The 14,052-nt window shown below is 66.4% G+C and carries 13 protein-coding genes; 8 read left to right on the top strand and 5 right to left on the bottom strand.

Going from position 1 to position 14,052, the window contains the following annotated elements; translation table 11 throughout:
- Positions 1–105: 105 nt before the first annotated feature.
- Positions 106–531, bottom strand: coding sequence for a CoA-binding protein (locus ABIB49_RS01655; RefSeq protein WP_226773913.1), 426 nt, complete (start codon positions 529–531; stop codon positions 106–108).
- A 337-nt stretch (positions 532–868) separates the two neighbouring features.
- Between ABIB49_RS01655 and ABIB49_RS01650 the strand changes: the two genes are divergently transcribed.
- From ABIB49_RS01650 to ABIB49_RS01620, 7 genes are all read left to right on the top strand, one after another.
- Positions 869–1,726, top strand: coding sequence for an ABC transporter ATP-binding protein (locus ABIB49_RS01650; protein ID WP_283480356.1), 858 nt, complete (start codon positions 869–871; stop codon positions 1,724–1,726).
- A 131-nt stretch (positions 1,727–1,857) separates the two neighbouring features.
- A complete protein-coding gene (locus tag ABIB49_RS01645) occupies positions 1,858–2,895 on the top strand; it encodes an aliphatic sulfonate ABC transporter substrate-binding protein (RefSeq protein WP_283480354.1) in 1,038 nt (345 codons plus the stop codon).
- On the top strand, positions 2,895–3,806 hold the full coding sequence (locus tag ABIB49_RS01640) for an ABC transporter permease (protein WP_226773910.1): 912 nt from the start codon (positions 2,895–2,897) through the stop codon (positions 3,804–3,806). The genes ABIB49_RS01645 and ABIB49_RS01640 overlap by 1 nt, the downstream gene beginning before the upstream one ends.
- Entirely contained in the window at positions 3,782–5,779 is a 1,998-nt protein-coding gene (acs, locus tag ABIB49_RS01635) for an acetate--CoA ligase (protein ID WP_226773909.1), read from the top strand. Before ABIB49_RS01640 ends, acs begins: the two co-directional genes overlap by 25 nt.
- Positions 5,772–7,001, top strand: a complete 1,230-nt coding sequence (sfnG, locus tag ABIB49_RS01630) for a dimethylsulfone monooxygenase SfnG (RefSeq protein WP_226773908.1) — start codon at positions 5,772–5,774, stop codon at positions 6,999–7,001. Before acs ends, sfnG begins: the two co-directional genes overlap by 8 nt.
- Positions 7,001–8,326, top strand: coding sequence for an O-acetylhomoserine aminocarboxypropyltransferase/cysteine synthase family protein (locus ABIB49_RS01625; protein WP_283480353.1), 1,326 nt, complete (start codon positions 7,001–7,003; stop codon positions 8,324–8,326). Before sfnG ends, ABIB49_RS01625 begins: the two co-directional genes overlap by 1 nt.
- On the top strand, positions 8,323–8,820 hold the full coding sequence (locus ABIB49_RS01620) for a CoA-binding protein (protein WP_283480352.1): 498 nt from the start codon (positions 8,323–8,325) through the stop codon (positions 8,818–8,820). Before ABIB49_RS01625 ends, ABIB49_RS01620 begins: the two co-directional genes overlap by 4 nt.
- Positions 8,821–8,930: 110 nt before the next feature.
- On the opposite strand, the gene ABIB49_RS01615 is transcribed toward ABIB49_RS01620, so the two are convergent.
- From ABIB49_RS01615 to ABIB49_RS01600, 4 genes are all read right to left on the bottom strand, one after another.
- The gene (locus ABIB49_RS01615) at positions 8,931–9,719 is read right to left on the bottom strand and encodes a hypothetical protein (protein ID WP_354156598.1); all 789 of its coding nucleotides are present in this window, start codon (positions 9,717–9,719) and stop codon (positions 8,931–8,933) included.
- Positions 9,716–10,264 carry an RNA polymerase sigma factor gene (locus ABIB49_RS01610; RefSeq protein WP_226773904.1) on the bottom strand — a complete coding sequence of 183 codons (549 nt, stop codon included), beginning with the start codon at positions 10,262–10,264 and terminating at the stop codon, positions 9,716–9,718. The genes ABIB49_RS01615 and ABIB49_RS01610 overlap by 4 nt, the downstream gene beginning before the upstream one ends.
- 88 nt (positions 10,265–10,352) lie before the next feature.
- Positions 10,353–10,766 carry a hypothetical protein gene (locus tag ABIB49_RS01605; protein ID WP_354156597.1) on the bottom strand — a complete coding sequence of 138 codons (414 nt, stop codon included), beginning with the start codon at positions 10,764–10,766 and terminating at the stop codon, positions 10,353–10,355.
- 262 nt (positions 10,767–11,028) lie between these two features.
- Positions 11,029–12,318, bottom strand: a complete 1,290-nt coding sequence (locus tag ABIB49_RS01600) for an adenylosuccinate synthase (RefSeq protein ID WP_226773566.1) — start codon at positions 12,316–12,318, stop codon at positions 11,029–11,031.
- A 396-nt stretch (positions 12,319–12,714) separates the two neighbouring features.
- Here ABIB49_RS01600 and ABIB49_RS01595 point away from each other — a divergent pair, with 396 nt between their 5' ends.
- On the top strand, positions 12,715–13,923 hold the full coding sequence (locus tag ABIB49_RS01595; protein WP_226773567.1) for a cobalamin-independent methionine synthase II family protein: 1,209 nt from the start codon (positions 12,715–12,717) through the stop codon (positions 13,921–13,923).
- The last annotated feature ends 129 nt before the right edge of the window (positions 13,924–14,052 follow it).

Here is a 14,052-nt window from a genome sequence, read left to right as displayed (position 1 = left end):
GGGGCTCTGTTACGTGGTGCTCACACAAGTCTGGTCCCAGCGCTAGGCGAAGTAGGTCCGGCGCAGAATAGCAGGTCGAAGTGACCGGCAGCCTGCGGCCGTTACTCAGTGACCGAACCGCGGCGCTTCCTGCGCCGGGCAGGCGTTCATCACCACGTCCAGCCCTGCGGCTTTGGCACGGGCGGCGGCGGCCTCGTCGATCACGCCCAGCTGCAGCCAGACGGCCCTCGCGCCGGCGGCGATCGCTTCGTCCACTACGGCTCCGACCCGCTGCGAATTCACGAAGCAGTCCACAACGTCAAGGGCTTGGCCGGACGCCGGGATGTCGGCCAGCCTGGCGTAGCCGGGCTCGCCGTGGACGGCATCCCCGGGCAGGTTTACCGGGACGATCTCCATCCCGAGACTGTCACGGATAAACAGGGACGTCTGGTATGCCGCCCGCCATTGATTCGTCGACAGTCCGACGATGGCCCAGCGCCCCTTCTCGCGCAGGAGCCGTTCGATGACTGCGGGGTCGTTCACATGGGTCATCTACCCAGCCTAGGCCCGCGCGCGGCCATCCCGCGCGGGGTCACGGCACCCCGGCACGGCGTTTCGAATAATCTACGGAAACACCTGCCCGCGCCGTCAGGTTTCCGAATATTACGTTGTCGATTTGGGCAAAACCGGCAATTCCGTTTTAGTAGAAGGTGACCATCCCGAGCGGCCGAGAGACCTGGATCGATGAAGCCGCAGCAACCCTGGTCGCCGGAGTTCTTCCCTTGGCTCCGGCGATAACGAGGTAAGAGCCGCGGGAACGGCCGGACTGACCATCCGGCCGAGCGGCTCTTTCCGTAGGGTGCTACTGCCAGGACCGATGGAGTGCCCCATGACTACTGCCCTGTCCGCCCCCGCGCCGGCGTCGTCCTACGACGCCGCCCGAGCCGCCCCCCGCACCCCGGCGCTGCCGGTTGCCTTCCGATCGCTGCGCCGCACCTTCGGGGCCGGGGCCGCGGCGCACACCGTCCTGCGCGACGTCGACTTCGAAATCCGGGCCGGCGAAGTCCTCGCGATCCTTGGCACCTCCGGATGCGGAAAGTCCACGCTGCTCCGGGCCGCCGCAGGGCTCGACTCCCCCACCGCCGGCAGTGTTGAGATCGACGGCACACCGGTCCAGGGCATCGACTCCCGCTGCGCTTTCGCCTTTCAGGAACCGCGCCTCCTGCCGTGGCACACCCTGCAAGCCAACATCGCGATCGGCCTGCCCGCAGGCATCAGCGCCAGGGACGGAAAGGCTAAGGTGGCCCGGCTGCTTGACCTCGTGGGCCTCACGGAGTTCGCCAAGCACCGGCCCCGCGAAATATCCGGCGGCATGGCCCAGCGCGCCTCCCTGGCCCGCGCCCTTGCCCGCAACCCCGGTGTCCTGCTGCTGGATGAACCGTTCGGCGCACTCGACGCGCTCACCCGGATCAAGATGCAGGACCTGCTGCTGGAGATCCACCGAGTCGAGCCCACCACTGTGCTGCTTGTGACCCATGACGTCGACGAGGCCCTCCAGCTTGCCGACCGCATCATCGTCCTGGGCAAAGAAAGCGGGCCCGGTACCGGATCCGCCGCGGCCGGGACCAGCGCGACGATCGTTCGCACCGCTGTGGTGCCCGGCGCGCGGCCCCGCGGCCGCGGTTCCGTGGAACTGGCCAGCCTGCGGACCTCGCTCTTTCAGTCCCTCGGCGTCGGCGGCCATTAGCAGCCCGCCGGCGCCTCGAACGCCGGCCGGAATGCCGCTGCCCGGCCCGCGCCACCTCCTGTTACACCGCGAGTTTTCGCTCCGGTCCACGTTGCTTCACTTCCGCATTTTTCACTTCCCAGAGGATCGCCATGTCATTCGCCCGCACAACCACCCGCCGTTCAGTAGTGGCGGCCCTTGCCGCCTCCGCCGCCCTTGCTCTTACTGGCTGCGTTGCGGGCGAAGGATCCTCCGTGGCCCCCGCCGCCGCAGTCTCGGGCGGCACGCTGAATATCGACTTCGCCACCTACAACCCGCTGAGCCTGGTCATCAAAAAGAAGGGCTGGCTCGAGGCCGCACTCAAGGACCAGGGTGTCACAGTGAACTGGGTCCAGTCCGCGGGCTCCAATAAGGCGAACGAGGCGCTGCGGTCCGGCGCGATCGACGTCGGTTCCACGGCCGGATCTGCCGCGCTGCTGGCCCGTGCCAACGGTTCCCCGATCAAGACGATCGACATCTACTCGCAGCCCGAATGGTCCGCGCTCGTCACGGGGCCCTCCTCCGGGATCGCCACGGTGGCCGACCTCAGGGGCAAGTCCGTGGCCGCGACCAAGGGTACCGACCCGTACTTCTTCCTCCTGCAGTCCCTCGCCGAAGCCGGACTTTCGGCCAAGGACGTCACCGTGCAGAACCTACAGCACGCGGACGGACGCACGGCACTGGAGAACGGGGCCGTGGATGCCTGGGCCGGCCTCGATCCGATTATGGCCGGCGCCGAGAAGAACGGTGCAAAGCTGTTCTACCGAAACGTGTCCTTCAACAGCTACGGCTTCCTGAACGCGAACGAGTCGTTCCTGGCCGCTAAGCCGAAGCAGGCGCAGGCCGTCGTCAATGCCTACGAGAAGGCCCGTGCCTGGGCCGCCGCGAATCCGGACGAGACCGCGCAGATCCTCGCCGACGTCGCGGGCCTCGACGTCGGCATCGCCAAAACCGTGATCCTGGAGCGCAGCAACCTCGCCGTCGACCCCGCGCCGGGTGAGGCCCAGCGCAAGGTCCTGGCCAAGATCGGCCCCACTTTCGTTGAGACCGGGGATGTCACCGGCCAGGACAAAATCGACACGGCATTGTCGACTCTTCTTGATGACTCGCTGGTGAAGAAGGCGGATGCATCCGCGATCAGGGATTCCTGATGACAAACCACCGGAATCCGCCTGGCACCGGCACGAGCGTTGCCGACGGGGGCACTGCAGCCGTCCCCGCACGTCCGGCAGACGCTGCCCGGCCGGCCTCCCCTGGTTCGCGCGCTGGCGGCTCCCCGGCGAACGGATGGTTCCCCGCCGGGATCCTGGCCAGCCGTTGGACGCGTCTGTTCCTTGGATTGGTCCTTCCCGCGGCGGTTCTGGCCGCCTGGCAGGTCTCCACGGCTGCCGGGGTCTTCAGCGTTGTCCAGCTCCCGCCGCCGGAGATGGTGCTGGAGGCAGGCCTTGACCTGCTCCAGCGCGGGCAACTCGGCCAGCACATCGCGATCTCCACCCAGCGCGTGCTGATCGGCTTTGCTGCCGGCGCGGCCCTTGGCCTGGTGTTCGGGTCACTGGTAGGACTGTCCAAAGTCGCCGACTCCCTACTGGCTCCGACCATCGGGGCCCTCCGCGCCGTCCCCTCCCTCGCGTGGGTACCGCTGCTTATCCTCTGGATGAAAATCGGCGAGGATTCCAAGATCACCCTGATCCTGATCGGCGCCTTTTTCCCCGTCTTTACGACCGTCTCCCTGGCGCTGCGGCACGTGGACCGCAACCTGGTGGAAGCCGCGCGCGCCTTCGGCCTCAACGGGGTAAAGCTGCTGACCACCGTCCAGCTTCCGGCAGTGGTTCCCGCAGTGTTCTCCGGACTCCGGCTCGCGCTGGCCCAGGCCTGGCTGTTCCTGGTGGCCGCCGAACTCATCGCGTCCTCGATGGGGCTTGGCTTCCTGCTCACGGATTCGCAGAACAACGGCCGCACGGACCGGCTCCTACTCGCAATCGTGCTGCTGGCCGTGATCGGCAAGATCACGGACGCCCTGCTGGGCCTGGCCGAGAAATGGGCGGTGAACCGGTGGGCATAAGCACCGAAACGGCACCGGCGGGTTTCCCGGTCACCGAACAAGAGCGCCTCTCCTTCTGGGAGGCAGCTGCCCTCCGGCTCGACTGGGAGGAGGTGCCGGGGCAGGCCAGGCCCTGGCACACCACCCACCGCTGGATCCCGGCAGACGGGGCTGCCGGCACCGGTCCGGGAATCACCTGGTTTGAGGGCGGCAGGCTCAACGTCGCGTCCAACTGCGTCGACCGCCATGTAGCGGCGGGACGCGGGGACAAGGTGGCGTTGCACTTCGAGGGCGAACGCGGGGACCGGCGCACCATCAGCTACGCCGAACTGCAGCGGGAGGTCTGCCGGGCTGCCAACGCCCTGCTTGCGCTGGGAATCGGCAAGGGCGACCGCGTGGTCATCTATCTCCCGGTCATCCCCGAAACCATCATCATCACCTTGGCCGTGGCACGCATCGGCGCCGTCCACTCGCTGGTTTTTGGCGGTTTCTCCGCCGAAGCGCTCAGATTCCGGGTAGCGGACACCGGTGCGAAGCTGCTGGTCACCACCGACGGCCAGTTCCGCCGCGGCGAGGCAGTACCGGTCAAGGGCAATGCGGACGCCGCCGTGGCCGGCAACAATGCTATCGAGCATGTCCTGGTAGTCAACCGAACCACCCCGCCGGAGCTTCTGGCGACCGTCCCGATGACCGAGGGCCGCGATGTGTGGTGGCATAACGCCGTCGGGCGGGCCTCCGAGGTCCACGAAGCCGAAGTGTTCGACGCCGAAACGCCGTTGTTTATTATGTACACCTCCGGGACCACGGGAAAGCCCAAGGGCCTGGTGCACACCTCCGGCGGCTACCTGACACAGGCGTCCTGGAGCTTCGAGCATCTCTTTAGCAATCCGGACCCCGCACTCCGTGACCGGGACGTTCACTGGTGCACGGCAGACCTGGCATGGGTCACCGCCCACACCTATGAGCTTTACGGTCCGCTCTCCAACGGAGTCACCCAGGTAATTTTCGAGGGCACCCCCAACACTCCGCATCCGGGCCGGCACTTGGAAATCATTGAGCGCTACGGCGTGACGCAGTACTACACCGCTCCCACCCTGGTCCGTTCGCTGATGGGCTGGTTCCCCGACGGCGTCCCGGCCAGCTACGACCTGTCCTCCATCCGCCTGCTCGGCACCGTCGGTGAGGCCGTCAACCCCGAAGCATGGCGTTGGTTCCGGCAGAACATCGGTGCCGGAACCGCCCCGGTCGTTGACACCTGGTGGCAGTCCGAAACCGGCGCCACCATTCTCTCCCCGGCCCCGACCGACGCCGGCTTTAAGCCCGGCTGTGCCGCCCGGCCCCTGCCCGGCGTCAGCACCCGGATCGTGGACGACGCCGGCGACACTGTCCCGCCCGGCGTCCAGGGCTTTATTGTGGTGGACGCTCCGGGCCCCGCCATCGCCCGGACCGTCTGGGGGAACCCGCAGCGCTACTACGATTCGTACTGGCGCCAGTACGCCGCGCAGGGGTGGTTCCTCGCGGGGGACGGTGCCAAATACGACGACGACGGCGACATCTGGATCCTCGGACGGGTGGACGACACCCTCAACGTCTCAGGACACCTGCTCTCCACGATCGAGATCGAATCAGCCCTCGTCGCACACCCGGACGTCGTGGAGGCCGGGGTCTGCCCCGTCGCGGATCCGAAGACCGGCCACGCCATCGTCGCGTTCGTCGTTCTGCGCGAAGCAGCGGCTGCCGGGTACATCGCGTCCGAATTGAAGGCGCACGTCGCGAAGGCGATCGGGCCTATCGCCAAGCCCCGCGATGTCGTCGTCGTCCCGGATGTGCCGAAGACCCGCAGCGGCAAGATCATGCGACGGCTACTGACCCAGCTGTTCGAGGGCAGCGCGCTCGGCGACACCACGTCGCTCCAGAACGAACCATCCATCGTGGACATCCAGGATGTCCTGCGAACCCGAAATACCCCAGAAGTAAGGAACACCCATGACTGACATCAGCAATGTGGCCCGTCTCTCCGAACCGCTCAAGTTCGCCTACTGGGTTCCGAATGTCTCCGGCGGCCTCGTCGTTTCCACTATCGAACAGCGCACCGGCTGGGACTTCGAGTACAACAAGAAGCTGGCCCGGATCGCGGAGAATTCCGGCTTCGAATACGCCCTGACCCAGACGCGCTATGCCGCCTCCTACGGCGCGGACAAACAGCACGAGGCCACCTCCTTCAGCCTGGCGCTGCTGGCGGCCACCGAGCGGCTCAAGGTCATCTCCGCCGTCCACCCGGGCATGTGGCACCCCGGCGTTCTCGCCAAATTCATCATCACCGCGGACCATATCTCCGACGGCCGGGCCGCCGTGAACATCGTTTCAGGCTGGCTTAAGGCGGAGTTCGAGAACTTCGGCCTGGACTGGCTCGAACACGACGAACGCTACGTCCGCACCGAGGAGTTCATCCGCGTCCTCCGCGGGCTCTGGACCGAGCAGGAGTACAGCCAGTCCGGAAAGTATTACAACATCACCGGCTTCACCCTGAATCCGGCCCCGGTGGACGTGCCCGGCCGGGCACACCCGGAGATCTTCTTCGGCGGAAACTCCACTGCTGCGCAGGCCACGGCAGGCCGGGTCGCCGACTGGTACTTCTCCAACGGCAAGGACCTGGAAGGCTTCAAGGAGAACATCGCCGGCGTCGTGGCTTCCGCGGCAGAAGGCGGACGCGGGACCGCGCCCAAGACCGGCGCCACCGAGCCCGCGCTCGCCGCCCCGCGCTTTGGCCTGAACGGATTCGTGATCGCCCGTGATTCCGAACGGGAAGCCCGCGACACCCTCCGCGAGATCGTCGAGAAGGCGCACAAACCCGCCGTCGAAGGTTTCCGCGACGCTGTCCAGGAGGCCGGCGCGTCCACAAAGGACGGCAAAGGCATGTGGGCCGACTCAAGCTTCGAGGACCTGGTCCAATACAACGACGGCTTCAAAACCCAGCTGATCGGCACACCGGAGCAGATCGCGGAGCGGATCGTGGAGTACAAAAAGATCGGCGTGAACCTGTTCCTCACCGGCTACCTGCACTTCCAGGAGGAAGTCGCCGCCTTCGGCCAGGACATCCTGCCGATCGTCCGTAAACTCGAGGCAGACCTCGCCCGCAGGAACGGCAGCGAACTGGATCTCTCCGGCACACCGGCGGTCTCGGCCACCCCCACCCCCGGGCTGGTGAACGCGTAATGTCTGACCGCAAATTTGGTTTCCGCACCCGCGCCCTGCATGCCGGGGGCACCCCCGATGCCGAGCACGGCGCCCGCGCCGTGCCGATCTACCAGACGACGTCCTTCGTCTTCAAAGACACCCAGGACGCCGCCAGCCTCTTCGCACTGCAGAAGTACGGCAACATCTACTCCCGGATCGGCAACCCAACCGTCGCCGCGTTCGAAGAGCGCATCGCCTCCCTCGAGGGCGGTATCGGCGCTGTGGCCACGTCATCGGGTATGGCCGCGGAATTCATCACCTTCGCCGCGCTCACCCAGGCCGGGGACCACATTGTCGCCGCCGCCCAGCTCTACGGCGGCACGGTGACCCAGCTTGACGTCACCATGCGCCGCTTCGGGGTCGACACCACTTTCGTCCCGGGGACCAACCCGGCCGACTACGCCGCGGCCATCCGGGAGAACACCAAGGCGATCTTCGTCGAGGTGGTCGCCAACCCGTCCTCGGAGATCCAGGACCTTGAAGTGCTGGCAAAGGTCGCGCACGACGCCGGAATCCCGCTCGTCGTCGACGCCACCTTGAGCACTCCGTACCTCGTGCGGCCAATCGAGCACGGGGCTGACATCGTGATCCATTCCGCCACGAAGTTCCTTGGCGGGCACGGCACCACCCTCGGCGGTGTCGTTGTGGAAAGCGGCCGCTTCAATTGGGGCAACGGCAAGTTCCCCATGATGACCGAGCCCGTCGCGTCCTACGGCAACGTCTCCTGGTGGGGGAACTTCGGCGAATACGGGTTCCTCACCAAACTGCGCTGCGAGCACCTCCGCGACATCGGCCCGGCGCTGTCTCCGATGTCGGCCTTCCAGCTGCTGCAGGGGGTGGAAACGCTCCCCCAGCGCCTCGACGAGCATCTGAAGAACGCCCAGGCCGTGGCGGAATGGCTCGAGGCGGACGAACGGGTGGCCTACGTGAACTTCTCCGGCCTGCCCTCGCACCCGCACTTCGAACGGGCCAGGAAATACTTGCCGCTGGGGCCGGGCTCGGTGTTTTCCTTCGGCGTCAAGGGCGGCCGGGCCGCGGGGCAGAAGTTCATCGAGTCCCTGCAGCTGGCCTCGCACCTGGCCAACGTAGGAGACTCCCGGACCCTGGTCATCCACCCGGGCTCCACTACCCACCAGCAGCTCAGCCCGGAACAGCTCGAATCCGCCGGAGTCCCGGAGGACCTGGTCCGGATTTCGATCGGCCTCGAGGACCTTGAGGACATCCTGTGGGACCTCGACCAGGCCTTGGATGCGGCCTCGGAAGAGTCCGCATCCAAAGCGCGCACGATCGGAGCGCTGCTATGAGCCGGGAAGAAAGCCGTACCTGGACCGGGCCGTCCACACCGGAACGGTTCAACCTGCTGCGCAGCGCCAGGTCCATCGCGATTGTGGGTGCCTCGGACAAACCGTCCCGGGCAAGCTATTTTGTGGCCACCTACCTGCAGTCCTCCACCCCGTACAGGCTGTACTTCGTGAACCCGGTGGTGGAGGAGATCCTGGGCCAGCCGACGTATAGTTCACTCGCGGACCTGCCGGAGAGCCCGGACATCGTGGACGTCTTCCGCAAGCACGATGACCTGCCGGGAGTCCTGGAGGAGTCCATCGCGGCCGGAGCCGGAACGCTCTGGCTGCAGCTTGGGTCCTGGCACGAGGAAGTCGCGAAAGAAGCCGAAGCCGCCGGGCTCGACGTCGTGATGGACCGCTGCGTGAAGATTGAGCATGCCCGGTTCCACGGCGGTCTGCATCTGGCCGGCTTCGACACTGGGGTCATTTCCGCCAAGCGGCAGGTCCTGGCCTAGCGCTTCCGGCGCGTTCGAATGCCGAACTCGCCGGTAACGTGCGAGCTCGCTGTTGTCCTACGGCGAGCCCGCACGCTACCGGCGAACTGGGCGGATCGGGAGCGCGTGGCCTAGGGCTGGCCCGGGAGCGAAGGGAGCACCCGGGGAATGGCCCGCCCCGGCAGCTGAGCCTTGGGGAGGGTCCGGCTCTCGCCCGCGCCGGGAAGTCCCGGCACGGCCGGCGTGACGGCCGGTATGACAGGGCGATGGGGCGGCAGCGGGAGGAGTCCACCCCGGCCTTCAGCCGCCGGAGTGCCCGCGCCGCCGGGCTTCGCAGGCTTCGCGGCGGGGGTTTCCGGTGCCTCAGGAGCGTCCACTGACGGCGGCAGCGCAGGGTTGCCGGCTGGGTTGGCGGGCACAACCGGGGCCGGAATATCCGCCGGCGACGGGGCGGCGGGCTCCGGAGCAACGTCGGGAGTCGGGCCGGAGGGCTGGAAAATGCCGCCTACAGTGTGGCTGACATTTTTGCGGAAGTCCTCGCTTGAGGCGGCGACCGCGCCGGCACCGAGCGTCATTGCACCCACGACGGCGCCGCCCAGGATCGCCAACCCGCGCTTGCGGCCGCGGCGTTCGCCGAGGCTGACCACCCCGCACGGCAGGACCCCGGCAATGGCGCCTGGCACCGGCGTCACAGCGGGTACGGCCGCCGTCGGGTGTGCAGCAGGACCTGCAGCGGCGGAACTGCTGCCGCCGGCGGTGAGCATTGCCGCGAGGTCGGCCCGGGGAGTAGGGGCCCGGTCCGGGACCATGGCCTGGAGCTGCGCCAGGGTGCTGCCGAGTTCGGCGGCACCCTCGAGACCGGAATCACGGAGCATCGCCTGAATGCCGCCATCCTGCAGGGGTTCGCGTGTGCCGGTCATAATGCTGCGTGGTCCTTTTCGGTGACGAGTTCGCGCAGGGCGCTGAGCCCGCGTCGCTGAAGCTGTTTGATGGCACCCGGGCTCTTGCCCATGATGCCGGCCACCTGGTCGATGGAAAGGTCCGCGACGATCCGCAGGACCAGGACTTCCCGTTGCTCGCCGTTGAGCCGGGAGAGTGTGTAGGACAGGCCGCCGAGGGAACCGAGGGCCTCGTCCTCGGCGGATGCGGAATACCGCGCGTCGTTCAACGGGTTATATTCAGCCAGACACGGTGTCCGTTCGGAGCGCCGGTGGTGGTCTACAAGCCTGGCGTGGGCGACCGAAAAAATGAAGGTTCGCAGGCCTTTGTGGCCACCGGTGACATTCGCCAGTTTCGGCAGAACGTCCACAAATACGTCCTGGGTCAGGGCCTCCGCGTCATCGACGCCCTTGGCCCGGAAGTAACCGAGCACTGCGGGGGAAATCAAGGTGTAGACGGCGCTGAATCCGGACGGGTCGCCAGCCAAGGCTGCTGACAGATCGTCATCGCTCAGCTGGTCTGCCAAGTGGCTTTCCTTCCGTTACTGCTGGCGGTGCGGCCCCCGATAGTGTAGCGGCCGCACCCCGTTACCTCCGAAGGGAGGCGTGCAGTGCTTACTTGTCGAGCTTGGGCAGCTCGGCCGACGGCAGTGCCGGAACAGCGGGGACAGCGGGGACGTTCCGGGCGCCGGGAACTGCCGGGGTGGCCACTGTCACGCCGGCGTGGGCCTTGGCCTCGGCACCGCCTCTGGCGTTGGCTGCACCCTGGACGGAGACGCCGTCCTTCGCAGCGGCAACGGAACCCTCGGCGGCACTGTCGGTATCCTCAACGTCGGCGCCGGCCTTCGCGGCGCCGTCACTGTCCGGGGTGGCGGGCACTGCCGGGGTGGCGGGCGTAGCGTGGTTCACTTCAGCCTGCTGGGTGCTCGAAACCTGGGCCGCGTTGGCCAGGCCGATTCCGGAAAAGCCTCCGACCGCGAGAACAGCGGCGCCGACAGCAATCTTGGTGCTCGTGCTAACACTCTTCATAAAAACGTGCATCCTTTGGTTGATTGAAGGCTGGCCGGCGCCGCCCGATGGGGGCAGGCGCCGGCAGCACTTGCAGTGGAAGGCCCCGGATACCTGATGGGGGTCCAGGTTCCGGCGGCGCTTACAAAGGAGTAATCGCTGAGGCGCCCCAAAAGGTTACGCGCGGATTGGAAGTTCTTTTTCAGGTCCGGGACGGTTAACGACGACGGCGGCGGGCCACCTTATCCAGGTGACCCGCCGCCGTCGTGCGTCAGTTGTTGCGTCAGTCGTTGATCAAGTCATTGATAACAATGGTCTGGTCCCGGTCCGGGCCGACGCCGATCGCGGAGAAACGGGTGCCGGAGAGCTTCTCGAGCGCCAGCACGTAGTTCTTGGCGTTCTCGGGCAGGTCCGCCAGGGTGCGGGCCCCGGTGATGTCCTCGGTCCAGCCTTCGAAGTACTCGAAGATGGGCTTGGCGTGGTGGAACTCGGTCTGGGTCATCGGCATTTCATCGTGCCGGACCCCATCCACGTCGTACGCCACACAGACCGGGATCTGCTCGATGCCCGTGAGGACGTCCAGCTTGGTGACGAAGTAGTCCGTGAAGCCGTTGACGCGGGATGCGTGGCGGGCCAGCACGGCGTCATACCAGCCGCAACGGCGCGGGCGTCCGGTGTTGACGCCAAACTCGCCGCCGGTCTTCTGCAGGTACATGCCCATGTCGTCGAAGAGTTCGGTGGGGAACGGCCCGGCGCCCACTCGGGTGGTGTAGGCCTTGATAATGCCGATGGAGCGCGAGATGCGGGTCGGGCCGATGCCCGAACCCACGGAGGCGCCGCCCGCCGTCGGGTTCGAGGAGGTCACAAAGGGGTAGGTGCCGTGGTCGACGTCCAGGAAGGTGGCCTGGCCGCCTTCCATCAGGACGACTTTGCCCTCGTCCAATGCGGTGTTCAGGACGTAGGTGCTGTCGATGACCAGCGGGCGCAGGCGTTCGGCGAAGGACAGGAAGTACTCCACAATCTCCTCCACCTCGATGTCGCGGCGGTTGTAGACCTTGACCAGGAGTTCGTTCTTTTGGCGCAGCGAGCCTTCGACCTTTTGGCGCAGGATGGAGGCGTCGAAAACGTCCTGGACGCGGATGCCAAGCCGGGCGACTTTGTCCATGTAGGCCGGGCCGATGCCGCGGCCGGTGGTTCCGATGGCGCGGCTGCCGAGGAACCGCTCGGTGACCTTGTCCAGGACCTGGTGGTAAGGCGCGACGAGATGGGCATTGGCGGAGACGCGCAGCTTGGAAGTGTCGGCGCCGCGGGCTTCGAGGCCGTCGATCTCCTCAAACAGCGCCTCCAGGTTCACCACACAGCCGTTGCCGATGATCGGAACCGCGTTGGGGCTCAGGATGCCGGCCGGAAGGAGCTTTAGCTCGTACTTCTCACCGCCTACGACGACGGTGTGCCCGGCATTGTTGCCGCCGTTGGGCTTGACGACGTAGTCGACTCGGCCACCAAGCAGGTCAGTGGCCTTACCTTTGCCTTCGTCGCCCCACTGGGCTCCGACGATCACGATTGCTGGCATGGGATCCTCCCCCATTCGTTCGGGCCGAAATCCGGGTGATCCACGGGTGGTCGCGGATCTCAGCGCCGTTCATGAGAATGCCCCGAATCTACCGCTGTGCTCTTGTCATCAACGCCAGAGTCCGGGGCTCTTACCACCCAAGTTTAGCCGATCGCGGTAGCTGCGGCTCATTTGACCATCCAATGGACTTCCCGCAGATGGTGCACGCACCCCGCTGTCCAGCCTGCGGAACGCGGGCGGAAGGACTTGCGCAGGCCCGCCCGGTGGAATTAGGTGAGAGGTGACCATCCCGAGCGGCCGAGGGACCTGGACCATTGACGCCGCAGCAACCCCTCCGTTCGCAGCTTGTGGCGGTTCAGGGTGCTACCGCCAGGACCGATGGAAAGGAAGCGCCCCATGCACCAGAACACCGACCACATCCGGGCCACCCATGCAGGCTCCCTGCCCCGCACCCCTGAGCTCATCGCCGCGAATGAGGCCAAGGACGCAGACGGCATCAGCCCGGAATTCCTGGACCTGCTGGCAACCTCCGTGGTGGATGTGGTGCAGCGCCAGAAGGACCTCGGCATCGATATCCCCAACGACGGCGAATACGGACACACGATGTCCAGCTCTGTGGACTACGGTGCGTGGTGGAACTATTCCTTCAGCCGGCTGGGCGGCCTTGAACCGACCGACGTGGACCGCTGGGCCGACTCCGCGGTGCGCCGCTCAAGCCCCGGAAACATCGTGCTGACCTCGTTCCCGGACCGGCGCGACAGGCAGAAGTTCAATGAGGCCTACAACGATCCGTCCGCGGGGATCCTCGCGCACCGCAAGAGTGTCACGCAACCGAAAATTGCCGGACCGCTGAGCTATACCGGGCAGGCCCTCGTCGGCTCGGATACCGCCAACCTGAGGGCGGGGCTGGCCGCCGCCGGACTCACCGAGGGCTTCGTGGCTTCCCTCTCCCCCGGATCCTGTGCCCGCGTCGCCAACGAGTACTACAGCAGCGATGAGGAACTCCTCTATGCCTGCGCCGACGCCATGCGCGAGGAATACAAGGCCATCATCGACGCCGGGCTCACGGTCCAGCTCGACGACCCGTCGCTGGCCGAAAGCTGGGACCAGATTAACCCGGAACCAAGCCTGGCCGACTACCTCAAATTCATCCAGCTCCGGGTCGAAGCCACAAACTGGGCACTGCGCGGGCTGCCACAGGAGAAGATCCGGCTGCACGTCTGCTGGGGCTCGTGGCACGGGCCGCACACCACGGACGTCCCCTTCGCGGACATTATCGGCTCCGTCCTGCAGATTAAGGCAGGCGGTTACTCCTTCGAGGCAGCCAACGTCCGCCACGAGCATGAATGGCGGATCTGGGAAGACACCCGGCTTCCGGACGGAAAAATCATCATCCCCGGCGTCGTCTCCCACGCCACAAACGTCGTCGAGCACCCGGATCTGGTAGCTGACCGGATCGTACGTTTCGCCCAATTGGTGGGCCGCGAAAATGTGATTGCCTCCACAGACTGCGGTCTCGGCGGCCGCGTGCACCCGCAAATCGCTTACGCCAAGCTGGAAGCCCTGGGCGAGGGTGCGCGCCGCGCCAGCGCACGGCTCTGGTAGATCGGCGGCGGCAGGTCCGCCATTTCGCAGGGCTTGATAGACTAATAAGGATCGACTAGGAAATCGGTCCACACCACCTTTTCAAACCGCACCATATTGGGCGTGCCCCGGTGTTAGGCGTGCCCTCGT

This window comes from Arthrobacter sp. UYCu512 (assembly GCF_040547075.1).
Classification (GTDB): domain Bacteria; phylum Actinomycetota; class Actinomycetes; order Actinomycetales; family Micrococcaceae; genus Arthrobacter.
Note: the sequence above shows the minus strand (reverse complement) of the source record. Positions and strands in the feature narration are given on the sequence as shown.